17 protein-coding genes are annotated in these 22,886 nt (G+C 61.0%); 8 read left to right on the top strand and 9 right to left on the bottom strand.

Annotated features, from left to right (window positions below):
- Nucleotides 1-52 precede the first annotated feature (52 nt).
- The 4 genes from ACILSO_RS03610 (at nucleotide 53) to ACILSO_RS03595 (ending at nucleotide 9,761) form a co-directional block, all read left to right on the top strand.
- The gene (locus tag ACILSO_RS03610) at nucleotides 53-5,113 is read left to right on the top strand and encodes a DUF1800 family protein (protein WP_395735999.1); all 5,061 of its coding nucleotides are present in this window, start codon (nucleotides 53-55) and stop codon (nucleotides 5,111-5,113) included.
- On the top strand, nucleotides 5,113-6,576 hold the full coding sequence (locus tag ACILSO_RS03605; RefSeq protein ID WP_395735998.1) for a DUF1501 domain-containing protein: 1,464 nt from the start codon (nucleotides 5,113-5,115) through the stop codon (nucleotides 6,574-6,576). Before ACILSO_RS03610 ends, ACILSO_RS03605 begins: the two co-directional genes overlap by 1 nt.
- Nucleotides 6,577-6,610: 34 nt before the next feature.
- Entirely contained in the window at nucleotides 6,611-7,156 is a 546-nt protein-coding gene (locus ACILSO_RS03600) for a hypothetical protein (RefSeq protein WP_395735997.1), read from the top strand.
- Between the two features lie 100 nt (nucleotides 7,157-7,256).
- On the top strand, nucleotides 7,257-9,761 hold the full coding sequence (locus ACILSO_RS03595; RefSeq protein ID WP_395735996.1) for a protein kinase domain-containing protein: 2,505 nt from the start codon (nucleotides 7,257-7,259) through the stop codon (nucleotides 9,759-9,761).
- Between the two features lie 43 nt (nucleotides 9,762-9,804).
- On the opposite strand, the gene ACILSO_RS03590 is transcribed toward ACILSO_RS03595, so the two are convergent.
- Together ACILSO_RS03590 and ACILSO_RS03585 are read right to left on the bottom strand one after the other, a co-directional pair.
- The gene (locus tag ACILSO_RS03590) at nucleotides 9,805-11,796 is read right to left on the bottom strand and encodes a serine/threonine-protein kinase (protein WP_395735995.1); all 1,992 of its coding nucleotides are present in this window, start codon (nucleotides 11,794-11,796) and stop codon (nucleotides 9,805-9,807) included.
- A gap of 239 nt (nucleotides 11,797-12,035) precedes the next feature.
- Nucleotides 12,036-12,572 (bottom strand): hypothetical protein, encoded by a 537-nt coding sequence (locus ACILSO_RS03585; RefSeq protein WP_395735994.1) that lies wholly within the window; start codon nucleotides 12,570-12,572, stop codon nucleotides 12,036-12,038.
- A gap of 163 nt (nucleotides 12,573-12,735) precedes the next feature.
- Here ACILSO_RS03585 and ACILSO_RS03580 point away from each other — a divergent pair, with 163 nt between their 5' ends.
- The 4 genes from ACILSO_RS03580 to ACILSO_RS03565 all read left to right on the top strand — a co-directional run bounded on the left by ACILSO_RS03580 (nucleotide 12,736) and on the right by ACILSO_RS03565 (nucleotide 18,507).
- Nucleotides 12,736-14,229 (top strand): type IV secretory system conjugative DNA transfer family protein, encoded by a 1,494-nt coding sequence (locus ACILSO_RS03580; RefSeq protein ID WP_395735993.1) that lies wholly within the window; start codon nucleotides 12,736-12,738, stop codon nucleotides 14,227-14,229.
- Nucleotides 14,230-14,425: 196 nt separating this feature from the next.
- Complete coding sequence (locus ACILSO_RS03575; RefSeq protein ID WP_395735992.1) at nucleotides 14,426-17,806, top strand: hypothetical protein; 3,381 nt, start codon at nucleotides 14,426-14,428, stop codon at nucleotides 17,804-17,806.
- Between the two features lie 49 nt (nucleotides 17,807-17,855).
- Entirely contained in the window at nucleotides 17,856-18,005 is a 150-nt protein-coding gene (locus ACILSO_RS03570) for a hypothetical protein (protein ID WP_395735991.1), read from the top strand.
- 67 nt (nucleotides 18,006-18,072) lie between these two features.
- On the top strand, nucleotides 18,073-18,507 hold the full coding sequence (locus tag ACILSO_RS03565; RefSeq protein ID WP_395735990.1) for a Crp/Fnr family transcriptional regulator: 435 nt from the start codon (nucleotides 18,073-18,075) through the stop codon (nucleotides 18,505-18,507).
- Nucleotides 18,508-18,551: 44 nt separating this feature from the next.
- Here the strand turns inward: ACILSO_RS03565 and ACILSO_RS03560 are convergent, their stop codons facing one another.
- The 7 genes from ACILSO_RS03560 to ACILSO_RS03530 form a co-directional block, all read right to left on the bottom strand.
- On the bottom strand, nucleotides 18,552-18,830 hold the full coding sequence (locus ACILSO_RS03560; protein WP_395735989.1) for a hypothetical protein: 279 nt from the start codon (nucleotides 18,828-18,830) through the stop codon (nucleotides 18,552-18,554).
- Between the two features lies 1 nt (nucleotide 18,831).
- Complete coding sequence (locus ACILSO_RS03555) at nucleotides 18,832-19,824, bottom strand: hypothetical protein (RefSeq protein ID WP_395735988.1); 993 nt, start codon at nucleotides 19,822-19,824, stop codon at nucleotides 18,832-18,834.
- Between the two features lie 22 nt (nucleotides 19,825-19,846).
- On the bottom strand, nucleotides 19,847-20,263 hold the full coding sequence (locus tag ACILSO_RS03550; RefSeq protein ID WP_395735987.1) for a hypothetical protein: 417 nt from the start codon (nucleotides 20,261-20,263) through the stop codon (nucleotides 19,847-19,849).
- Between the two features lie 71 nt (nucleotides 20,264-20,334).
- Complete coding sequence (locus tag ACILSO_RS03545; protein WP_395735986.1) at nucleotides 20,335-21,408, bottom strand: hypothetical protein; 1,074 nt, start codon at nucleotides 21,406-21,408, stop codon at nucleotides 20,335-20,337.
- A 21-nt stretch (nucleotides 21,409-21,429) separates the two neighbouring features.
- A complete protein-coding gene (locus tag ACILSO_RS03540; protein ID WP_395735985.1) occupies nucleotides 21,430-21,783 on the bottom strand; it encodes a hypothetical protein in 354 nt (117 codons plus the stop codon).
- On the bottom strand, nucleotides 21,780-22,004 hold the full coding sequence (locus ACILSO_RS03535; protein ID WP_395735984.1) for a hypothetical protein: 225 nt from the start codon (nucleotides 22,002-22,004) through the stop codon (nucleotides 21,780-21,782). The genes ACILSO_RS03540 and ACILSO_RS03535 overlap by 4 nt, the downstream gene beginning before the upstream one ends.
- Nucleotides 21,979-22,884, bottom strand: a complete 906-nt coding sequence (locus ACILSO_RS03530; RefSeq protein WP_395735983.1) for an AAA family ATPase — start codon at nucleotides 22,882-22,884, stop codon at nucleotides 21,979-21,981. The genes ACILSO_RS03535 and ACILSO_RS03530 overlap by 26 nt, the downstream gene beginning before the upstream one ends.
- Between the last annotated feature and the right edge of the window lie 2 nt (nucleotides 22,885-22,886).

The following is a 22,886-nucleotide window of genomic DNA, read 5'->3' as shown; positions in this document are numbered from 1 at the left end:
CTGAACAAGCAAATGGGTGGAGGTTGTGAGGGAATTGTGGTAAATTTAAGCAATGTTCGCCACAGCCTACGGCCGTCTTTTTCGAGTGCAGATTGCTGCGTTTTTGCTGCTGCTTGGTTTTGCCAGTTCGGTGCGGGCGGGGTTTAGCACGCTGTGGACGCTGGGGGTGCAGGATTGGACGGCGAATGAGTTTGCGGCGGAGAGCTATTACAGCAATGCAGCGCCGGGGAGCGCGACGGTGAAGGATGATGACTACTATTTTGCGGGGACGTACCCGGCTCCGATCGGGGCGGTGGGGGTGAGTGAGAATGTGGGGACGAATTTTGAGCGGGCGATCACGGCGGGGGATCCGAATGACCGCATGCATTTTAATCTGAGCGCGGCGCAGGCGGCGGGGACGGCGCGGTATCGGCTGACGTTTCACTTGATCTGGGGGGGATGGTGGATTCCGGCGCAGGGAGTCGGTGGGAAGGGCTACGGCACCCATGAGGTCACTGTGAAGATGAATGGCGTGGTGGTGGGGACGAAGACCTTCACGCATGATGATGGGCTGGTGCTGTCCTTCAATGCGAGCCAGGTGGGAGCGGTGGCGGGGGAGAATGTGCTGGAGATCTCACGGACTGGCGGGACTCCGGATGCGTGGATCTCGTTTGATGATCTCGGGTTTGAGGTGAATGCGACGGCGCTGGTGGATGCGGACCATGACGGGCTGCCGCAATACTGGGAGGAAGAACAGGGGCTGAACGACAGCGATGCCACAGACGCGGTGAAGGACAGTGATCGTGACGGGCTGACAAGCCTGCAAGAGTATCCGCTGGGGACGGACACGAACCAAGCGGACACGGATGGCGACGGACTGAGCGACGGGGAGGAAACGAACACCCACCATACGAATGTGGTGGCGGCGGACACAGACGGGGATGGAGTGAGCGATGGAGACGAAGGCAAGGTGTACCACACGAATCCACTGGTGGTAGACACGGATGGCGACGGCGCGCCGGATGCATGGGAGCTCCGCACGGGCTATGATGCGAGCAGTGCGGCGAGCAAGCCGCCGGCTTTTCCAAACGCGATCGGCTTTCATTTTGCGACGGATCAAACGGCGGACAACGTGATCAAGCCGCTGGAGGTGACAGGGTATGCGCCGCAGATGAACTGGAATGAAACGAGGCTCATGACTCCCTGGGGCGGGGTGAACGGTGATGTGTCGGATGTGGGTTCCCCTTCCCTGGGCAAGCTGGTGGACAGCGCAGGTGCAAACACGAACGTGAACATCGCGTGGACGGCCACGGGGATGTGGTACACGGGCAACAACGGCAGCAGCAACCAGCGGCTGCTCAACTCGTTTTTATATGTTGGAGATGACACACCGGTGAGCGTGACGCTGAGCAACATCGGCTTCGCGCATTACGACGTGATCGCCTACGTGGGCGGTTACGTGGATGGCAACCATGGCTACGTGCGACTGAATGATGACGCGGGAACGGACCGGCATTTCCTGGCGAACTCCACGCGGCCGCAGGCGGAATTCAGCGAGCCGGGCCTGTCTTCGGCGAGCCTGCCATGGAAGGGAAATGTGGTGAGGTTTCGAAACCTGACTGCGAGCACGTGCAATGTGAAGCTGTACCGCTACGGGACGGACACAGTGGCGCTGCATGCGATCCAGATCGTGAACGCAACGGCGGACACGGACGGGGATGCGATGCCGGACTGGTGGGAATTCAGATACAAACTGCGCGCCGACACGGTGGACGCCGGGCTGGATCCGGATGCGGACGGCGCGACGAATTTGCAGGAACACCTGGCGAGCACGGATCCACGCAATGCGGACGCGGATGGCGATGGGCTCAAGGATGGCGAGGAAATCAACACCTACCACACGAGCCCGCTGCTGCCTGACACGGATGGGGATGGACTGACGGACGGGGATGAGGTGAAGGTGGACCACACGAATCCGCTGCTGGCGGATTCCGATGGTGACGGGCGAACGGATGCGGTGGAGCTGAAGATGGGGAGCGATCCAATGGTGGCAGAAGCGGCGACGTATCTGATGCCGGTGATCACGACGGCACCGCGAGTCTTTGACTGGTCGCTGAACAACGTGCAGATCGTGTGGGACCACACGCAGGGGCAGACGGCGGTGGGGAGCTGGGAGGACAGCCTCTTTACCGCTGCGGTGACGAACTCCGTGGCTCCCGGCGGGGATTCGCTAAGAGTGGGCCTGAGGTTTACGGGGAACCGTGTGGCACGCTACTTGTACTCGGGCTGTGCGGGGGCTTTCAGCTATTCGAACAATCCGACGTCTGACATCTGGGACACGGACTGGAACTGGTATGTGCAGGACCTGCGCGCGGCGCTGGGATTCAGCGGCCAGGGCAAGATGGACATCTCCCAAAGGCTGCGGTTCCAGGTGCATGGCGCGAATGTGGGGAATGATCCGAATGCATGGACGATGACGTTTGAGATCCGGAACCTGGACACGAACCAGGTGGTGGACAGCGTGACCTTCACGAACTGCACGCTGGCTCCCAGTGCGCACAATGGGACAGCGACGTGGCAGGACAACACGGACCCGGGAGTGGCTAACAAGCTTTCCGTGAATACCCGGCCTGGGATTCAGCTGTTTTTCCGAGCCGCTGCGCTGACGGATGCGGCGACGTTTGCGGCTTATAAAGACACCGACAAGGATGGGATGACAGATGTGTGGGAGGACGGGCACGGATTTAACAAGAACTCGACCTCGGATGCAGCGCTGGATGCAGACAGTGATGCGCTGACGAATCTGCAAGAGTCGCTGCTGGGGACGGACCCGCATGTGGCGGATACGGATGGTGACAGCGCGCCTGATGGCGCGGAGGTGGCGGCGGGATCTGATCCGCTGAATCCGCTGAGCAAGCCCCCGTATTTCACCGGGGTGCCCGCAGGCATCAACGGGGTGGATTTGAACGGCAACGGCCTGCCGGATGCGTTTGAGCAGTGGTCGGGAAGCTTTGGTCTGCAAGGCGGACGCGACAGTGACGGGGATGGATTTACCGATGCGCAGGAGGCTGCCGCAGGGACGAATCCGCTGGATGCGAAGTCGCGGCCATGGCTGAACTATTTGCAAAGCGGCAGCGACTTCACGCTGCGCTGGGGACTGGCGGCGAACAAGCAGCACCAGGTGTGGCAGAGCACGGATCTGCACAACTGGACGCCGGCCTCCGGAACGCCCGCGGCGGTGGGCAGTGAGATGCGGCAGACATTTGCCAATGCGCTGAGCGGACAGAAGAAATTTTACCGCGTGGCGCTGAATGATGTGGACGCGGATGGCGATGGTGTGAGCGACTGGCTGGAGATCAACGTGATGCATTCGGACCCTAACAGCGCCAACAGCTTGCACACGGCGGTGAAGGTGACCACGATGTCGGGCGGAAGCCCGGTGACGACGACGATCAGCGGAGACTACTACTCTTACATCGAGCGCTTTCAGGGCGGGAGTGCGAGCGGGGGCTTTGCGAGCAGTGACAGCGGCGGGAGCGCGGGGAGCGGAATCTCGCGCGCGAATGCAGCGCAGTTCCTCACGCAGGCCACGTTTGGGCCGATACCCGCGGACATCGAGCGGGTGCAGAGCATCGGGTATGGGGCGTGGATCAGCGAGCAGATGAACAAGACGCCGACGCTGCATTCGACATACATCCAGAAGATCAATGATGATGTGCAGGGAGCGCACACGGACACGACGTACAACACGAACGACACGAGGCTGTTGTTTGGCAACAACATGATGAGCGCCTTTGCGCGCGCGGCGGTGCAGGGAGACGACCAGCTGCGGCAGCGGGTGGCATTTGCGCTGAGCCAGATCCTGGTGGCGTCCCGGCATGATGCGAACCTGACGGACAAGCCGATGGGGATGGCGAATTTTTATGACATCTTTGTGAAGAACGCCTTCGGCAACTACTACGACGTGCTGTGGAACGTGACGCTGCACCCGTGCATGGGACGCTACCTGAGCCACGTGGGGAACCAGAAGGCAAAGCCGGAGATCAACCAATATCCGGATGAAAACTTTGCGCGCGAGGTGATGCAGCTCTTCAGCATCGGGCTGTGGGAGCTGAACCTGGACGGCAGCCGGAAGGTGGATGGGAACGGGCAGAACATTCCGACGTACACGAACACGGACATCACGCAGACGGCACGGGTGATGACGGGGCTGTGGTTTGGCGGGCGGGAGTGGGGGAACGGAGGCTGGACGGACCCTGACTACAGCACACCGATGACGATGCATGCGGACTACCATGATTTTGCGCCGAAGACGCTGGTGCGAGGCCTGGTGCTGCCGCAGCGGCCGGCGACGAACGAGGATGCCATGCGGGATGTGGCGGAGGCGATACGCAATCTTTTCAACCACCCAAACTGCCCACCCTTCATCTGCAAGCAGCTGATTCAATTCCTGGTGACGGACAATCCTTCGCCGGCGTACGTGCAGCGCATCGCGGCGAAGTTTGTGGACAATGGCAGCGGTGTGCGCGGCGATCTGGCGACGGTGGTGAGCGCGATCCTGCTGGATGCGGAGGCACGTGATCCGCGCTATGCGGAGAATGTGGCGTCCCATGGCAAGCTGAAGGAGCCGGTGGTGCGGACGATGGCGCTGGCGCGAGCCTTTGGCATTCGAGATGTGCCAAACTTTGTGTGGTGGGACTGGGGTGACTTTTATGACAACACAAGGCAGGAGCCGACGAATTCACCGAGTGTGTTCAACTTCTACCGGCCGGAGTATCGGGCGGCGGGGCTGCTGACGCAGAACAACCTGGCGGGGCCGGTGTTTCAGATCACGGACAGCTACTCGTCCATCGCGACGCCAAACAAACTGTGGAGCATCATCGATGACGGATTTCACCTGTGGAGCGTGTATCACTTCCCGCTGGACTACACGTGGGCTGCGGCGCTGGCGGGGACGCCGGAGGTGCTGATGGATGAGCTGAACCTGATTTTTTGCGGCGGACGCATGAGCGCGACGACGCGTGCGATCATTGTGAATGCGATCAATCAAATCCCCGCAGAGCAGGCGACTGCGCGAGCAAAAGTAGCCGTGTATCTGACCGTCGTTTCACCCGAAGGAGCCGTGATCAAGTGATGAAACATCCCTTTGCCAATGCAGCCATGAAACAGAGCCGGCGCCGATTTTTGGGAAATGCGGGCTGTTCCGCGATGAGCAGTGTCTCGATGGCGAACATGATGCTGAACCTGCGCCTGGCGACGAGCGCGGCAGCGCAGAGCGCGCCGACGGACCGCAAGACGCTGGTGTGCATTTTCCTGAATGGCGGGATGGATTCCTTCAATGTGCTGGTGCCAAGGGACGATGCGCGATATGCGAACTATGGCACCTCCCGCGGCAATCTGGCGCTGGACCGGGCGGCGCTGAAGGCGCTGAACCAGATCTCGGGCAGTGATGGAAACCTGTATGGGCTGCACCCGAGCTGCGGGGGCTTTCAGGAGCTGTTCAACGGACTGGGTGGAGACACAAGCAAGCGGAGGCTGGCGATGATCTCGAACATCGGCACGCTGATCCAGCCGACGACGAAGGCGCAGTATCTGGCAGGGAACACGCCGCTGCCGCGCGCGCTTTTCTCCCACGCGGATCAGATTGACCAATGGCAGACTTCCGTGCCGCAGGGCATGGCACAGGCGAGCGGGTGGTTTGGGCGTGCAGCGGACATACTGCAGAGCACCGCGAACAGCGGAGCGACGGCGATGAACATTTCGCTGAGCGGGAACAACCTGATCCAGGTGGGGAACAATACGCAGCAGTTTGTGATCACGGATTCGGGAGCGCTGTCGCTGTCGAATCCGACGGACTCGAATCCGGCGAACGCGGGAGCGTGGAAGAACAGCGGGCATAAAAGCCTGATCGCGCAGCATTACAGCAACCTGATGCAGGAGTCGTACTCGCAGCTGACGAAGACGAGCATGGACCTGCAGGAGAATTTTCAGACGATCTTTCAGGCGTATGATGGCTCGGCGATCGCCCCGCTGTTTCCGGACAATTACTTTGCGGGGCAGATGCTGGCGGTGGCAAAGACCATCGCCATCCGGCAGTCGCTGGGGCTGCACCGGCAGACGATTTTCCTGAGCTTTGGCGGATGGGACCACCACGGTGAACTGCTGAAAACGGAGGCGGGGATGCTGGCCACGCTGGACGGAGGACTGACGGCGTTTCAGAAGGCGATGGAGGCGCTGGGAATGCAGAATGATGTGATCACCTTCACGGCATCGGACTTTGGGCGGACGCTGCGCAGCAACGGACGGGGCACGGACCATGCGTGGGGCGGAAACCATTTTGTCATGGGCGGGCCGGTGCAAGGCGGACGCATCTACGGCACGTTTCCGGACGTGACGCTCGACAGCAATGACGACGTGGGGTACGGCGGGCGCATGATGCCGACGACGAGCGTGGACCAGTTTTTCGGCGAGCTGCTGCGGTGGTTTGGAGTGGGCGCGGGCGATCTGAGCTATGTGCTGCCGAACATCGGGAACTTCTACAACGTGAACTCCAGCACGCTGCCGGTTGGATTTTTACGGGCGGGGACATGGACTTGAAAAAGCTGAGCTGGATGGGGCTGCACTCGCCGCCGTGATCGGCGTGGCGTGGTGGCTGTCCTGGCCGAAGACGAGTCTGCCTGAGAGCAGGAAGGTGGCGGTGGCGGCGCAGGTGATGAGCCTGAAGCCGGTGGTGGAAAGGCCGCCGGTGGGAGAGGAAATTGTGCAGGGGTATGCTTCTGCGAAAACCACGGTGCAGCAGGATCTCACGCTGGTTTCGCGGGTGCTGGAGAATTTCGCGCTCCTGGTGAAGGGGGATGATCCGCTGCCGCTGGGAGCGAACGAGGAGATCGCGGCGGCGCTGCGCGGGCGCAACCGCATGCAGATGAGGTTTGTGGCGGAGACGAGTCCTATTTTCAATGCGAAGGGGCAGATCGTAGACCGGTGGGGGGTGCCGCTGTATTTTCATGCGATCTCGCGCGACCGGCTGGAGATACGGAGCGCGGGGCCGGACCAGGTGATGTGGACGGCGGATGATGTGCAACGGGAGAGTGACGGGACTTTTCTAAGCGCGGAGGAACTGCAGGCGCCGAGCCTGCTGGAGGAGTCGCTGCTGCACCGAAAAGGAGGCAGGAAGTAACAAATTGCAGGAGACGGGGTATGAACTAGAAATTTGACCGCGATCCACTCCGCTTCCTGATTTGCCGCAGGCACGCAGACGCACATCACCTTCCCCCCGAATGGCCGCCACCAGCGCAGACACCCCCAGTACTTCCGCAGGATTGTTTGATCTGGCGATGGCGGATGCGACCTCGATCGAGGAAATGGAGGCAGGGTGTGCGCATAGTCCTGAGCAGGCCGGGCAGCAGATCGGGGGGCGGTACATCCTGCGCTCCGTGATTGGCGAGGGCGGCGCCGGGCAGGTGTGGCGGGCGGAGCAGACAGCACCGGTGAAGCGGGACGTGGCGATCAAGATTGTGCGGCCTGGTTTGCTGACAAAACCGGTGTCCGCGCGGTTTGAGCGGGAGCACCAGGTGCTGGCGCGGATGGAGCATCCGCACATCGCGGCGGTGTTTGATGCGGGAGAGCTGCCGGACGGCCGGACCTACTTTGTGATGGAGCGGGTGTCGGGATCTGCCATCACCCAATGGTGCAAGGAGAAGAACACGCCAGTGAGGGAACGGCTGGAAATCTTTGTGCAGGCGTGCATGGCGGTGCAGCATGCGCACCAGCGCGGCATTTTGCACCGGGACCTCAAGCCTTCGAATGTGATGGTGGTGGAGGTGGACGGCAAACCGCTGGTCAAGGTGATTGATTTTGGGATCGCGAAGACGCTGGAGGGAGATCTGGCCGCAGGAGCGGACGCGACCCTGTGCGGCATGGTGCTGGGCACCCCGCGCTACATGAGTCCGGAGCAGGCGGACCTGAGCGGGCAGGATGTGGACATACGCACGGATGTGTATGCGCTGGGCGTGCTGCTGTATGAGCTGCTGACAGGAACGACGCCGATCCAGAATGACGCGGGAAATGACCCGCCGCTGGCGGAGCTGCTGCAAAGAGTGCGGCAGGATGACATCGAGAAACCAAGCCAGCGGGTGCAGCATGGCAGCGCAGCGGAAGCGGCGCAAACGCGGATGCTGGCGCGTATGCTGCGTGGGGAGCTGGACTGGATCACGCTGAGGGCGCTGCAGAGGGACCGAGAAGCCCGCTACCCCACGGTGCTGAATCTGGCCGAAGATGTGCAGCATTACCTGCGCAATGAGCCTGTCTCCGCCGGTCCGCCGGGCATGGCGTATCAGATGAAAAAGTGGCTGGTGAGAAACCGCACGGTGGTGAGCACCGCGGCAGCCCTGATCGTTTCCCTGGCGGGAGGCCTCGCGGCGACTTCATGGGCGCTGAGACGGGAAGAAGCACAGCGCCAGGAAGTGCTGCGCCAGATGCAGGATGCGCGGACCAGCGCCGACCTGGCCCAGCAGGTCAGCGCACAACTGGAGGATCTTCTGAACAATGCACGGAAGTACGCGGACGCGGGGATGAACACGCAGATACTGCGAAAGCTCGCGGACGAGTGTGCCGCAGGCATGCCGCGATTTGCAAACCAGCCGAAGGCCGAGGCATCTCTGGCGATACAGCTGGCGCGGCTTTACTCGGCGCTGGAAGAACCCTCCCGGGCACAGCCCTGGCTGGTGCGGTACTGGGAACTCCTGGTCCAAACTGAAGGGGAGCATTCGCCGGCCGCACTGGAAGCGCTGTACACACTGGGATGGAGACAGATCGGCATGGGGGAAGCGCCGAAGGCGGTGGAAACACTGAGAAGAACGCTGTCTGGCTACGAACAACTGGCACGCACCGGGGTACGAAAGAGCGGGCAAATGCTGCGCGTGCGGAAGGAGCTGGCGCATGCCCTTTCACGCAGCGACCAGCATGAGGAGGCCGTGGTGCTGATGGCGGAAGTGATGAAGTCTCAGGGAGATCTGCCGCCGGCGGAGAGAGCCGTGTGGCTGCGAGACCAGGCCGAGATCCTAAAGCGCAGCGGGCGGATGGCGGAAGCGGTATCTGTGCTGCGGCATGCCACCGAGAGCCTGCCCGTGGGGGATGATTTTGCCAATCAGCGCGTCTACCTGCTGACGATGATGGCGGACATCACCGGAAAACGCGAAGATCACGAGCAGGCACTGGCAGCGTCTGCGGAACGTCTGCACACACTGGAAGAGCAGCCGGGAGCCGAGCACTCAAAGCTGCTGAATGCGCTGATTTCTCACGCCTTCTATTCCTGCACAGTGCCGGGCTGCCCCGGGGGAGAGGAAGCCGCCCGGCGCGCGCTGACGATGGCGAGATCCGCCGGGCACGAGTCGAGGCTGGCGGACGCGTGGATCTCCCTGAGCGAGACTTTGCGCATGAAGCACCAGTTTCGTGACTCTGAACACGCCCTGAGGGAAGCCATTTTGGAAGTGGGTCAGACGAAGGCAGAGGCCTGGCGCCGGATGGAGCTGCACCGGCGACTGGGAGATCTGCTGACGGCCCGGAGTGATTTTGCCGAGGCGCTGAAGGAGTATGAAACCGCCGCCGCAGGCTGGTTCGACTCTCCCTCTTCCGGAAGGCCGCCAGAGAAAGAGCGTCTGATTTTCGGCAGTTTCATCAAATTCTGGGAACTGGCGGCGAAAGCGAACTCGCCCGTGGCAGATGAGAATCAGCTGAAGATCTGGCAGAGCAAACTCCAGGAATGGGAAATGCGCCAAAAATGAACAGGAGCCGTGGCCGAATGGAACCACGGCGCACGGAGCCCGTTCAATCCCGATTGAAGAAGCGGCCGATGGATTTGCCCGCACGCTGGAACAGGTTTGGCTCCTCCTGCGACTGCGGCCTTCTGCGAAAGCCAGACTGGGAGGAACCGGAGCCCCCACTCGAAGACGGCGCCTTCCAGTCGGGATCATCCGGCTTGTCGATCAAGGACATGGAAGCGAGGGTGGGACCATCAAGGAGGCCATTGGGGACGAGGCCGTGTTTGGCCTGATAGAGAATGATGGCGTTGTGGGTGCCCTTGCCTTCCTTGCCATCCTGCGCAGAGCTGTAGATGGATTTTTCTTTGAGCAAACCTTGCACGTCATAGAGCAGATGGCGCCGGCCGCTTTCCGAATAGGAGGCCTGAGGAGGCGTGGGAAAAATGGCGGCCAGGGGCCAGAATCCCTGGGGAGGTTCCGACACAGGAGGCTGGACCATGGCACCAGGTGGCAGTGAGGCCGCCACTGCTGGAGGAATACCCTGAGCCAAGGCAGGCGGCGCCCCCGCCGCAGGAGGAACCGAACCGGGAGAAGCAGCGACTGCTGGAGCAGCGGCGGTGCCGGGACCAGGGGCTGGTGGAGGCAGGGCGCCGGGAACAGGTGGAACGCTTCCAGCAGGACCTGCGGGCATGGCCGGGGAGCCGGGAGCTGCTGACGCAACGTTTGGAGCGGAGGGTCCAGTAGAAGGAACAACCGCAGGAGATGCGGGTCCAGGACCGGCCGGAGCAGCCACGGCCACGGGTGCTCCGGGAACGAGCGTTGCCGACGGAGTCTGGGGGGCGGGAGCGGCTGCAGCGACAGCAGGGGCCGCTGGTGGGACCGGAGCAGCGGACCGGGCCGGAGGCGGCGGCGGTGCCTGTGCCGGGGCGGGAGAATTTCCCGCTGTGGCCTTTGCTGGAGGCGGGACGGCAGGGGCACCCGGAGTGGTGGATTTAAAGTAGAATGCCGCTCCGGCCGCGAGCACTGCAACGGCGGCCGCCGCATAAACAGGAGCGTGACTTCTGCTCTTAACCGCTGCCTTGGACTTGGGGGTGATGAACGGCTGGGTGGTGGCATTGGTGCCAGCGAGGGACCCGGATTTCAACCCGAGAAGCTCCAAGAGCTTGCCGGCACTGGGCGGGCGAAGACTGGGGTCTTTGTGGAGGCAGGCGGCGATGACGGCCTCCCATTCTTTCGGGATGCAGTCGCTGGCCTTGATCTCCAGCTCCTCCCGACGCTCGATCATGCTGGAGGGGATTTTAGAAGTGAGCTGGGATGGGATGTCTCCCCGATAAAAGGGGGGCTTGCCGGAGAGCAGTTCGTAGATGGTGGCGCCCAGAGAGTAAACGTCGTCGGTGGGGGCAGGCCGCTCTCCCATGGCCTGCTGCGGGCTCATGTAGGGCAGCGTGCCGCTGACGCCGAGCTGTGAGATGGACAGCCGCTGCATGGTGTCCGAAATGCTGCGGGCAATGCCGAAGTCAGCGATCTTGGCCGTGGCATCATTGCTCATGGCCATGATGTTCGAAGGCTTGAGATCGCGATGGACGACCTTGCGCTGGAAATGCGCGTAATCGAGCGCATCGCAAACACCGGGCAGCCATTTGGCCACCTGCTCGGCGGTGAAGACTCCGTGGTCAGTCTCAGAGCGCAGTTCGGACAGAGTCTTGCCATCCACAAACTCCATTGAGATGGCAGCCTCGTCTGCATCGTCCACAAAATCATAAATGCGGACGATGTTGGGGTGAGAGAGCTCGAGACCGCGGCGGGTTTCGATTTTGAGTTCTTTGACCGCCGTCGGATCAAGACCGATCAGACTGGGAAGGAATTTCAAAGCGACAGGGCGCTCGAGTTTCAAGTCATCCGCCAGCCACACGACGCCCATGCCGCCCCGTCCCAGGATGCGGGTCAAACGATAGCGATTGAAATAGGTGGCACCTGCAACGGGGGTGCGAACCTTGATCGTCTGATCGATGTCATCAGCTGCACTTGCTGTCTTGCTGCTGGAAGGGGGTGTGTCCATGGGGTGGAGATAGAACGAGAGGCTATTTTATCTGTCAGAGCCGGGGTGTCATTTAACTTTTTTGCAGGGTTGGGTCCGTCTTAGACCGCGGGGTGCGCGGTTTTGTTGGAGGAATCACGGGATCCCCCCCCTGTTTTGCCAAAAACCACCGCTTGCCTTTCATTCCAGCCGGTTCATCAGGCATTGACCGAGCTGGAGTTCCAGTTTCTGACCTGACCTCTTTTTTGGTCGACGACGAATTATTCGGACGTCCAAGCGAACACATTATCGTGCCATGTGGCGGGATTGCCGTCTCTGCCGGCATACCAGACGAGCACATCCTGCACGATGTCCTTGTCCGGAGCGACAGGGCTGGGGATGCGGCCATCGCCATTGAAATCAAAGCTGACGAAGAAACGCCCTGCCTTGAGATCCTTGAGCGTTTGAGAGGACAGTTCCCAGGACCGGAAATAATTAACCTGCGTGGAGTTCAGACCGGCATCGGTGCCGCTAACGGCCGCCACCATGGCTTTGTCGATGGGAAAGGCCGTTTTCTCATCGAGCGCGCTGCCCGGAGGCAACGGGAAACCGTGCTGATGGGAGTGGAAATCACGCAAAGCGCTGATGATTTTGCGACACTGGTCGCGCATGACTGAAGCTTCTGAGTAATCGCCACGCGAATGCTCAGGGGCTGGCGGCCGGCTCGCAGGGGTCTCGCGAACCTGCGTGGTTTTAAGCGGTGGAGTCCACAGCAGGTAAAGGAGGAACAGGCAGCCGGCGGCGAAGACAAAAATCATGAATGCAAGGAGAGGGCGCCTGCGGGGCGCGACGGCAGCGGTAGTTGGGTCGGTGGTTTCCATGGACCGAAATAGCCAGCGCCATCCGGACTGTGACGGTGAGGAAAAGAAAGTCACACTTTCCGGCGATGCGGCTAGTTGACGAGACAGCGTTTATCTCCGCATGTTTTCATTCATCAAATTTCTCGTCGCCGTCGGCATCGCCACCTTTGGCATCTGGTATGTTTTTCAGTATGACAGCATCAACGAGACCACGGGAGGAGTGGCGTTTGTGTGCGTGCTGGGAGCGATGGTGCTGCTGAAATGGCAGCCGGATTTTTCGAAGAAGGACTACATCGTGCAGTACAAGAACCTGAAATGGCTGCCGGGGGAGTTCACACGTCACTGGCTGATCACGGGTGACACGGGGGTCGGGAAGACGACCTCCGGCTTCAATCCGCTGCTGCACCAGATCTCCGTCTCGCGGCCCAACTGGGGCGGACTCATCCTGGGAGCCAAGGGTGACGAGCATTTCTTTGCACTGGAGCACTTCACGGGGCACGGGAGACCGGAGGCGGTGTGCGTGCTGGCGGTGCGCCCGGACCGCCTGGACCGCAAGTGGCAGCCGAAAGAACGCTACAATCTGGTGTCTGACGGCCGGCTACCCTACACCACCCATGCGAAAAACCTGGTGGATACGGGAGCGTCCCTGACTGAAGGGGAGCAGTCCTCCTTCTTCAAACCTGCGGCGCAGCAGGCGCTGACCTGCGCCTTTGAGCTGCTGGAAAGCCTTGGAAAGCCGGTGAACGTGCTGCGCGCCTATGAGTTCCTGACCGACAAGTCGAACATGGAAGCGCTGTTCAACGAACTGCTGGATGCCGAGAGCACACCGGAACGCATCAAGCTGGCGAAGTACTTTGACCAGACCTTTCTCAACGCCCAGGCGGCCGAGCAGAAGGAAGGCCTGGTGGGCACTCTGAAAGTCATGCTCGGCTTTTTCACGCATCCGGACATTGCCGAAGTGTTCTGCTCCGACCTGCCAAACACAATCGACATTCAGGATGTGGACAAGGGCCGTGTCTTCTGCACGGCCATGCCGCAGACTTTCCAGACCGAGCGCCGCTACATCAACACGTACATCAAGCTGCTGTTTTATACTCATGCGATGATGCGCTTCGACAAGCCGAAGAAGGAACGCAAAACGGAGAACCTGCTCATCGCGCTGATGGATGAATTTCAAGCGCTGGCCACCGCGAGCGAGGATGGTATTTCCGACCACAATGTGATCGACCGTCTGCGTGCGGCGAACTGCTGCCTGATCCTGGGCATGCAGAGCGATGCGTCCCTCTTCCCGGTGCTGGGCAAGGAAACGGCGCAGGTGCTCACATTGAACTGCCGCTCGCGCATTGCCTTCCGCCAGCCGGATCCCGAGGGAGCGCAGGCGGTGGCGGAGTTCATCGCGAAGGTGGAGAAGAAGAAGGTTTCCAAGTCGTCCGGCTTCCTGGGCAAGGACAGCAGCAAGACGGTGAACAAGGAATGGGACTATGAAGTGCAGCCGGGAGAGCTGATGAAGATGCCGGACGCGACTGCGTGGATCGTCCACCCGAGCAAGAAGAAGATCCGGCTGCGCATTCCGGCGATGGATGGCGCCGGGAAGATTCCGGACTGGTGGAAGTGATCGTTTCCTGTTTCTGCCAAGCCGTTGGTCAAGGCGGCGATCAGTGCCGAAGCCCGGGATGCAAAGGCATGGTCCTGAGTCTTTTTTGCATGGACTTATCCGAGTTACCTTCTTGGGGTGGCACCTGGAAATCTAGTTCGTCACGAATCACCACGGAGCGGCTACTCAAAGTAGAAGCATCACTGCACTCCACGCCATGCCCCTTTCCGAAGACCAGCAAAAGACGCTCAACACTCTTACACACCTTGCCAAAACCGTTTCCGGCGAGGTCGGGAAATACGAAGATTTTTTCCGTCAGGCGGAAGCGATCAATCATTTCAACACAGGCGGCAAGCAGCCGGATCTCAGCCAGCTGAGCGACCAGGATCTCAGAGACATGTTTGATGCCGGGAGCCGGTCGGCGGTCATTAACGAAGTGGATTTACTGGAGCCAGAGCACAAGCTGGGGAGCATCTATCTCGAGCGGCGAAACATCACCTCCGCACGAGGCCCTGAGTCGAGAAGCAAGGGGCCGGACGTGCCGGCGAGCAGAGAGTATCTGGAGGGGGCCGTGAGCAAGTGGATGGAAGTGCAGAATTTTGCGCACAATCCTCGTGATCTGCTCCAGGCGCAGATGATCATCCGCGACAGTCCAGGGATGGATCTGGGGAACAAAGTCCAGCAGCTGCAGGAGAAGTATGAAGCCCTGCGGAAAGCCGCGCTGGAGAAATCTGGTGTCAGCCTGCGTGACGAGGGCATTGAACAAACCATCACAGAACTCAAGAGCCAGCAAAGAGAGTTCGAGCAGCGGGCCCATCAGTTCAAAGAGGAGGGAATGAGAGTCGGGGCACGCCTCGGTGTGGAGCATGCTACGAAACAAAATTTCAGTGCCGAGAAGGTTGCACTGGAGATGCACATCATCTCAATCGGGGATGCGGAAAACTTTCAGGATATCAGCGGCGCGAACATTCGCGGGCTGGATTTGAGCCAGAGCGACCTTTCCAGGGTGCGAATTGACGCAGAAACTTTGAGCCAGGCGAAGGGGCTTGAAACTGTGAAAGGGGTGGAGCCGAGGCTGCTGGCCGAGGCGCAGGCGATCAAGCCGCATTTGGAACGGCTTGAGGATCTGCACGAGCGGCTGGGGAAGCTGGACAACAAGGGCGGTGTGATGGCGAATCTGCGAAACATCCGTCATGGAGGCGTGGATGGAGAGCGCAAACATCTGCAAAAAGAGATCTTAAAGGCGCAGGAAGCGCTGAAGCAGACCAAGGCGAACCTGGCCGCACAGGCCCCTGCGGTCGAGAATGAATTTGAGCAGCGAAACACGTACGGTCTGGGAACCGAACTGACGGTGCGCCCGGAGACTGAGGCGAGCCTGGCTGCGAAAAAGAACCAAGCCAGCGAGACCTTTCGAGTGGACTCAGCGCAGGCGCTCGACAGCCGCGGCACAAAATTCGCCATCGGCAAAAGGGGTCTGGGAGACAAGACTGCCGAACTGCAGCAAAACCTGCAACAACTGCGGGCGAGCCCCGCACCCAATCCAGAGGATAAAGATGCAGTCAAGGCACGCCGAAACGCGATCAACGCCGCCGATGATGTTCTGGAGAAGAGCGCCGCCAAGGACGTTAATGTCCTGGGCACCATGGCACCTCTCTATGGCCGGGAAACGGAGGTAGGAAGTGCAATCGGAGGCACGATGGTGCAGGATGCCGCAGCCAAAAAGGCGGTATTGGGCGCGGATACCAGCACTCTGCTAACCCGTGCAGTGGCGAGCTCTGCTGTGAACAAGGCGCTGGGAATGGACGCCGTGGCCGAGGAACGGTTTGCGATAGATGCGGCCGGCCAGTCATCCACGCTGAGCGTGGTGGTGCCCGGCGCCCCGATCCTGACCCGCCCAACCGCCGACAAACCGCAGGAGTCTTTTCTGCAGGCGGACTATAAACACCCGGACGTGCAGAAGGGACTGTTTGATCTCGAAGCCCAGGATTACATCACCGGCCAGATTGACCGGCATACGGGAAACATTTTCGTCGATCCACACAGCAACGAGGTGCGTGGCATCGACAATGATCTGGCGTTCCCCGTGGTGGGACGGGAGAATTTGCTCAAAGATGACGCCGTCAAGTCGAAGGCTGTGGCGACGAAGCCGATGTTCATGCATGCAGATACAGCGGACAAGATCGAGGCCATGAAGTCGAAGGACCTGCGTGCCGCGCTGCAGTCTATTGAAACTCCGCCAGGCATCGCGGGCTTGGAGCCGGACGCCATTGAAGGTGCGGTGAACCGGCTCAAGGAACTGAAGGATCACATCAAGGATCTGCGCAAAGACGGACGGGTGGTTGACAAATTCAACGATGCTACGTTTGAGAAAGCGCGTGCGGCGCAGATTGAGGTGATGCCTGGGAAAGACCTTGCCCAGACGACAGGCATCCCACCTCCCGCATCTTATCTGGGGGCGGCCATCGCTGAATCTGCGAAGACGCTGGCCATCAATCAAGAGATGCCGGAGAATCAGCACCGGAACATCCTGAAGAAGGACGATGTGCCAAAGTCTGAGATTGACCCCCAATTTGCGGCCTACCAGCAGGGGGTGCAGGATGCGAGGGCGGAGATTGCGGCGAACCCGCAGCAACTACAGAACGCAGGTCTGGCCAAGACGATCACAGATGGTCAGGCGCGGCTGCAACAGTTGCAGGATCAATTGCAGGCCCAGGACGAAACCCTCAAGACTTCGGCTGAAAGGTTGAGCCAAGCCAGCCTGAATGGAGACAGCGAACTCGCTGAGGGTTTCGAAGAAATCATGAGCAGTGCCCAGGACGTGCGTGTGAAGACGCTGAAGGAGCTCAAAACGGAACAACAAAAGGTCAGCGCGGCATTGGACGAGGCCGTGGCGCCCCGGAAGAATGAGATTGCCAGTCAGGCGCGTCTGGCCACAGCCCAGGTGCAGGTGGAGCAGCCGCAGAACGTGGTAAATGTGGAGTCGAACCAAGCCAGGGTTGAGGCCGAGGATCTTGGAAAATTTGAAGCGAAAGCTCCGAAGGCCAAGATCGAGAAAAAAGGCTCTGAAGAACTGGTGTTGAACGATCCAGGGGTCCAAATGGAGGCTGAGGAGGCTACGGAGGTGGAGCTTGATCTCAACGAGCCAGCAGCCCAAATCGAAGTCGATGGAGACCTGAACGAACAGCAGGAAGTCGAAGTGAACGGCCTGAACCAGCCAACCGTGGAGGCCCAGGAGATGGATGGCGCCGGGGAGCAGGAACAGACACAGGATGTGAAGAAAACATCCAGGATTGGCAGCGTGCGTGATGCTCTGCGGAGCGCCGCCAGCAGCGCGAAGACTTCAGTGGCTGACAGGCTGGAGCGCAAAGGCGGGGAACAGAAGCTCGGTGAGGTGGATGCAGGCATCCAGGCGAAGTACAAAGATCTCCAGAAGCAGCTCAGCGACCCCGACAAGAAGGCCGCAGCGCAGAAGGAGATGGACGCGATGAAAAAGGAATCCCCCGGCCTCAAGCAAATGGACCGCAGCAAGGTCGGTCAAGTCATCAACAGCGGCCTGCGGGATGCCGCGAAATCTGTCGGCAGCAAGCTGAAAGCTTGAATCATGGAGCCCCCCGCGCTTCGTGTTTCACCCCTGAATCTTTTCAATCATGTCATGCATAACGAGCACTGATACCGATGTTTTAAGCGCGGCACACAGCATCGCCGCAGCCCTCAGCGCCTGTGGCGGCTATGCCGTCGGGCAGGCCCAGGCCATGGGCAGAAAGTCGCCCGCTCTGAAGCGCGGGAGGATGATTTAAGTCCCTCATCGGGCAGCGCAAGACCAGTGCAAGACGTATCAAGTGCTAAACAAAATTTCCCCAAACCATGCCATCCCTAACCCCACTACTAGCCAACTTCAAAGCCAACGAACTGACCCTGCTCTCCAGCTTTGGCGACTCGCGTTCCTACCAAAAAGATGACGTCGTCATCAGCCAGGGAGACGACAACGACCACCTGTACCTGGTGTTGAAAGGCAAACTCGAAGTGCTGCAGGAAGTCGATGGAGCCGACCAGGTAGTGGCCACGCTGGAGGCTGGAGATTCGATGGGCGAGGTGAGCATTTTTGATCCTGGTCCTGCCAGCGCCACGGTGCGTGCGGGATCGGAAACCGAGGTCTGGCTCATCAAGCGTGACAGCCTCGACAGTCTGCACAGCGCTAATCCGAAAGTGGCTTACCGGCTGCTCAGCCGCATCACCACCTGTCTCTCCAAACGCCTGCGAGATATGAATGACAGGCTGGTGGACCTGGCGAACCGCTGAGGCGGAGGTGAGATGCCTGCGGGCCCAGTTGCGGCGCAACTGGGCTACTTGATTTTGGGGGCGATGCTTTGCTGCTGTGCCTGAGATTGACTCCCCTGCCCTGCCTTGGTCATGCCGAGAGCTTCGCCGACCGATTTCTTCGCGGCGAGGGTGCGATCCGTGGCGTCGATGTCGTGGTCGCGGTCGATATCGGCCTCTTCTTCGTCGGCGCTGTCGATGACGCCATCGTGGTCGAGATCACGAGAGCGGTCATCGGCGAGATCGACATCACCGTCGTGATCGAGATCACGGCTGAGGTCGGTCTTTTTGGGAGGGGTGGGCATGTTATTTCACGCCATGGCTCTGCTTGGCAGGAGCCTGCTTGGGGCCGAGATCTACGCCAGCGCTGGCGAGGGCATCGCGCACGCTTTTGACGCCGGAGCCAATGCCTTTGCCAATATCCTTGCCAACGGCTGCGCCCTTCTCACCGCCGATGGCACTGCCAATGGCGCTGCCGATGCCGCCGCCAATGCCGCGCGCGTGGTCCGCCGCGAGATTGGCTGCCTGGCCGGCGAGATTGCCAGCGACTTTGCCGAGCATCTGGCCGACGGTTTTGCCTTGCTCTCCACCGATAGCGGAGCCGATCATGCCGCCGACTTTTTTGCCGATGCTGCCACCGACGTCGAGGCCGCCGGCTGCTTCAGGAGTTTCAGGCTTGGCAGCGCCCTGCTGGCGGTGACCGCCGATGACGGGGCCGCCTTCTTCTTGGCCCACTTTGGCCGCGGCTTGCGCGGGCTGACCTGGCTGGCCCTGCTTGGGGCCTTCGGTTCCTTTGTCGCCCTGGCCGAAAAGTTTCTGAATGCCTGCGCCGACGGCCTCACCGATCATCTTGCCTTCCTTGGAGCCGCCAGCACCGGAGAGGATGCCCTGCATGCCGGCTTCGAGCTTTTCCTTGGCGGTGAGCTCCTTTTTTTCCTCGGCAGTGAACTCCTTTTTCGTCTCGCTAAGGTTTTTGATGGTGTCGGCTCCCGGCATGGCCGCGGTCTCCAGGGCCGCTTTGAGGCCGCCCCCACCGGCCTTCTCGGCCATCCCTGCGACTTGGGCGGCGGCATTTCTTCCTGCGGCGGCATCCATCTGGCTGGGCTTGGCAGGTGTCCATGCGGCCTGGGCTGGAGCGGCGGGCTGCTGCTGCTCCGCGGCAGGGGCTGCCTGGGTAGGCTTGGCGGGGACCCAGGCCTGTGCAGCGGGCTGCTGGGGCTCCTGCTGTGGTGCCGGGGCCTGGGGCTGACGATGAGCGCCCATGGCCGGGCCGTCTTTTTTCTCGGTGTCTTCAGGCATGATGAATTGAGGGGGGATGAATTTAAACTTTGAGTTTGCTGCTGGAAGCGGCGGATTTGGCACCGAGGACAGAGCCGAGAGCGTCACGGACGGAGGGTGCGACTTTGCCAACGGCGGAAGCTCCGATATCGAGGGCTTTTTCGCCAGCCTTGACCGCCACTTTGCCGACGATCTCTCCGCCGACGGAACCGATCTTGCTGCCAACCATGCCGCCGACCGCAGCGCCTACCGTGGTGCCCACGGCCGTTCCGGCGGTGCCGCCGATCACATTGCCAACGCCTGGCGCGATCGTTCCGACCACGGTGCCGATGGCTCCTGCGGCTGCTCCGCCGGCTGAACCACCGATGGAGCTGCCGATCACGCCCCCAGCCACACCGCCAATGGCGGATGCGGCACCGCCGGCAAGGTCGGAAGCACTCGGCTGAGATGACTGGCTCATGCGTGAAGTTAGCCGGTCAGAAGCCAGGTGTGCCAAGAATCCGTGATTATTTCTTCGTGTGGAACCGCAGTCTACATCTTCATGCCTTTGCCCATCCCCATGCCCAATCCCATGCCGCCACCAATTTTGTAGCCTTCTTCCTCGAGGGACATGCGCACGGTCTTGATGCCTTGGTCCACGCCTTTGCCCATGCTGCCGCCGATCTGGCCACCAACCTGGGAACCGATCTGATTTCCCACCTGGCCGCCGACCTGCCCGCCGATCTGCTGGCCAATGCTGGCGCCCACGGCATTTCCCACCACCGGCACGACGCTGCCTACCGCACCGCCAATGGCTCCGCCGGCGGCACGGCCCACAGCCTGCCCGCCCGCCTGCCCCACGGCACCGCCGATGCCGGAACCGATGCCTTCTCCAAGTCCTTCGGCCATGCCGGGCTCCTCCCCTTCCCCGCCAATGCCGCCACCAAGGCCGCCCATGACGCTGGCCACGCCGCCTCCGCCTCCACCACCAGCGAGGCTCGTGACGCTGCTGAGCATGCCGCCTGCACCACCGCCGCCGCCGAGTCCACCGGCAAGACTGGCGATGCCGCCGCCTGCACCGCCACCACCGCCGAGGCCGCCCGCGAGACTGGTGACACTGCCAAGCATATCGCCGCCTCCGCCGCCACCAAGCCCACCCGCAAGGCTGGCGATGCCGCCCCCTGCACCACCACCGCCACCAAGGCCGCCAGCGAGACTGGTGACACTGCCAAGCATATCGCCACCGCCGCCGCCCATGCCGCTGACACTGCTGAGGATATTGCCAGCGCCGCCGGAGTCTCCCCCAGCGCCGCCAATGCCACCTGCGATGCCTTCCATCGCCTGGTCTCCTGCACCGCCCACGGCGCCGCCTATCTGGCCGCCAATTTGTGAGCCCACTTGATTGCCGATCTGTCCGCCCACCTGACCACCGACCTGCTGGCCAACCGCTGAACCCACGGCATTGCCAACGACGGGGATAACCGAACCCACGGCACCACCGACAGCACCGCCAACGGCCTTGCCACCAGCGGAACCAACGGCTCGTCCAGCGGTACCGCCCACAGCGGAGCCGACGCCCTGACCGAGGGACTCGCCCATTCCTGGTTCTTCTTGTTCTTCAGGCATAATTTTCGAAGTGGTGTGTTGTTAAGGAGCGATGTCGACGGGCTGTTTGCCCACGGTGTAAACGCGCGAGACGAGGACGGATCCCAGGGAGTGGCCGGGAGGCAGATTCACGAGCACGTAGTAATGCGTCCAGCGCATGCCGGCATCCCGCTTGCCCACGCCTTCAGCCCAGGTGCGCACTTCTTTGCCAGTCATCTCGCGCGGGAGCATCTTGATGTAGATGTTGGACTGGACCCAGCCGTGCTTGTCGTGGTCCACCCAGAAATGGATGTTGCTGCCCACGGGCAGGACGTCGTCGTCATTGAGATAGCCGGGCGCTGGCGTGGAGCAGCCAGCCAGAACCATGGCGCAAAGAAGGATAAGGAGATGCTTCATGACTTGCGTTTGGATTTCATCATTTGTTCTCCGCGCAGACGCCAGGGCTCGCCCCAGCGATTGTAGGCATAGAGCACCAGGATGGCCAGAAAGCCGAGGACGGCGGCCGCGGAACGCCCGGTGTAAAGGGCGCCGAACATGAAGAGCACGGCGAAAAGATAGCGCCGCACCTCGCTGCGATGGAGGCGGTAGTATTCAAGGATGGATGACCAGGTGACCATGCTGGGCGACGAGGGTGCCATTGGTTTGCTGCCCGCTCAGCAGCGCATTGCGCAGGGCTTCGCGACAAAAGGTTTCCACGGTGCTGCGCATGCGGCGCACGCCGAGCCGCGGCTCGACGCCATTGGCCACCATGATCTCGAGGACGCCTTTGCCGGCGGTCAGATTGTAGCCCTTGGATTTGAGGAGCTTCAGCTCCTTGTTGAGCATGATGGTGGCAATGCGTTTCTGGGAATCGTAGCCGAGCTTCTGGAACACGCAGCGCACATTGAAGCGGGCGAGCACTTCAGGCCGAAGCTCCGCCGCTGCGAGGTCTTCAATGAAGCGCTCCACGGTGGCCATGGGGCTGTTCTTCAGCTCCATCAGCGCATCGGCGCCGATGTTGGAAGTGGCGACGATGTAGAAGTTGCAGAGATTGAGCGTCTCTCCATTAGCCACGGTGATGCGGCCTGCATCCAGCACCTGGAGGAAGATGTCGAGCACACGCGGGTGGGCTTTTTCGATTTCGTCGAAGAGAATGAAGCCGCGGCCTTCCGCGCGATCATAAAAGCGGCCGATGTTGCCGCGGCTGTTTTCATTCTGGCCGAGCAGGAGCTGCAATGACTCCTGATTCTGATACTCGGACATGTCGAGGCGTACGCAGTGTTTCTGCACATCGCCAAAGATGTGCTCGCAGAGCAGGAGGGTGGTTTCGGTTTTGCCGACACCGGTGGGACCGAGGAAGAGGAAGGTGCCTTTGGGACGGCCAGGATCGCTCAGGCCCAGCTCACCATTCTGCACGATGGGCACGACCTTGGGAATGACGTGCCCCTGCCCGATGATGCGCTCTTCGAGGAAACTGGAAAGTGCCTGGATGTGGGCAAGATCGACGGAAGGAGACATGA

This window comes from Prosthecobacter sp., assembly GCF_044226605.1.
In the GTDB taxonomy this organism is placed as follows: Bacteria; Verrucomicrobiota; Verrucomicrobiia; order Verrucomicrobiales; family Verrucomicrobiaceae; genus Prosthecobacter.
The sequence above is the reverse complement of the archived record's forward strand: the minus strand, read 5'-3'. Positions and strand labels throughout refer to the sequence as shown.

Excerpts from the sequence above, each read along its gene's own strand:
- ACILSO_RS03545 (WP_395735986.1), bottom strand. The coding sequence starts at position 21,408 with ATGCCTGAAGAACAAGAAGAACCAGGAATGGGCGAGTCCCTCGGTCAG.
- ACILSO_RS03595 (WP_395735996.1), top strand. The coding sequence starts at position 7,257 with ATGGCCGCCACCAGCGCAGACACCCCCAGTACTTCCGCAGGATTGTTT.
- ACILSO_RS03575 (WP_395735992.1), top strand. The coding sequence starts at position 14,426 with ATGCCCCTTTCCGAAGACCAGCAAAAGACGCTCAACACTCTTACACAC.
- ACILSO_RS03540 (WP_395735985.1), bottom strand. The coding sequence starts at position 21,783 with ATGAAGCATCTCCTTATCCTTCTTTGCGCCATGGTTCTGGCTGGCTGC.
- ACILSO_RS03610 (WP_395735999.1), top strand. The coding sequence starts at position 53 with ATGTTCGCCACAGCCTACGGCCGTCTTTTTCGAGTGCAGATTGCTGCG.
- ACILSO_RS03590 (WP_395735995.1), bottom strand. The coding sequence starts at position 11,796 with ATGGACACACCCCCTTCCAGCAGCAAGACAGCAAGTGCAGCTGATGAC.
- ACILSO_RS03555 (WP_395735988.1), bottom strand. The coding sequence starts at position 19,824 with ATGCCTGAAGACACCGAGAAAAAAGACGGCCCGGCCATGGGCGCTCAT.
- ACILSO_RS03580 (WP_395735993.1), top strand. The coding sequence starts at position 12,736 with ATGTTTTCATTCATCAAATTTCTCGTCGCCGTCGGCATCGCCACCTTT.
- ACILSO_RS03570 (WP_395735991.1), top strand. The coding sequence starts at position 17,856 with ATGTCATGCATAACGAGCACTGATACCGATGTTTTAAGCGCGGCACAC.
- ACILSO_RS03560 (WP_395735989.1), bottom strand. The coding sequence starts at position 18,830 with ATGCCCACCCCTCCCAAAAAGACCGACCTCAGCCGTGATCTCGATCAC.
- ACILSO_RS03585 (WP_395735994.1), bottom strand. The coding sequence starts at position 12,572 with ATGATTTTTGTCTTCGCCGCCGGCTGCCTGTTCCTCCTTTACCTGCTG.
- ACILSO_RS03550 (WP_395735987.1), bottom strand. The coding sequence starts at position 20,263 with ATGAGCCAGTCATCTCAGCCGAGTGCTTCCGACCTTGCCGGCGGTGCC.
- ACILSO_RS03535 (WP_395735984.1), bottom strand. The coding sequence starts at position 22,004 with ATGGTCACCTGGTCATCCATCCTTGAATACTACCGCCTCCATCGCAGC.
- ACILSO_RS03565 (WP_395735990.1), top strand. The coding sequence starts at position 18,073 with ATGCCATCCCTAACCCCACTACTAGCCAACTTCAAAGCCAACGAACTG.
- ACILSO_RS03530 (WP_395735983.1), bottom strand. The coding sequence starts at position 22,884 with ATGTCTCCTTCCGTCGATCTTGCCCACATCCAGGCACTTTCCAGTTTC.
- ACILSO_RS03605 (WP_395735998.1), top strand. The coding sequence starts at position 5,113 with ATGAAACATCCCTTTGCCAATGCAGCCATGAAACAGAGCCGGCGCCGA.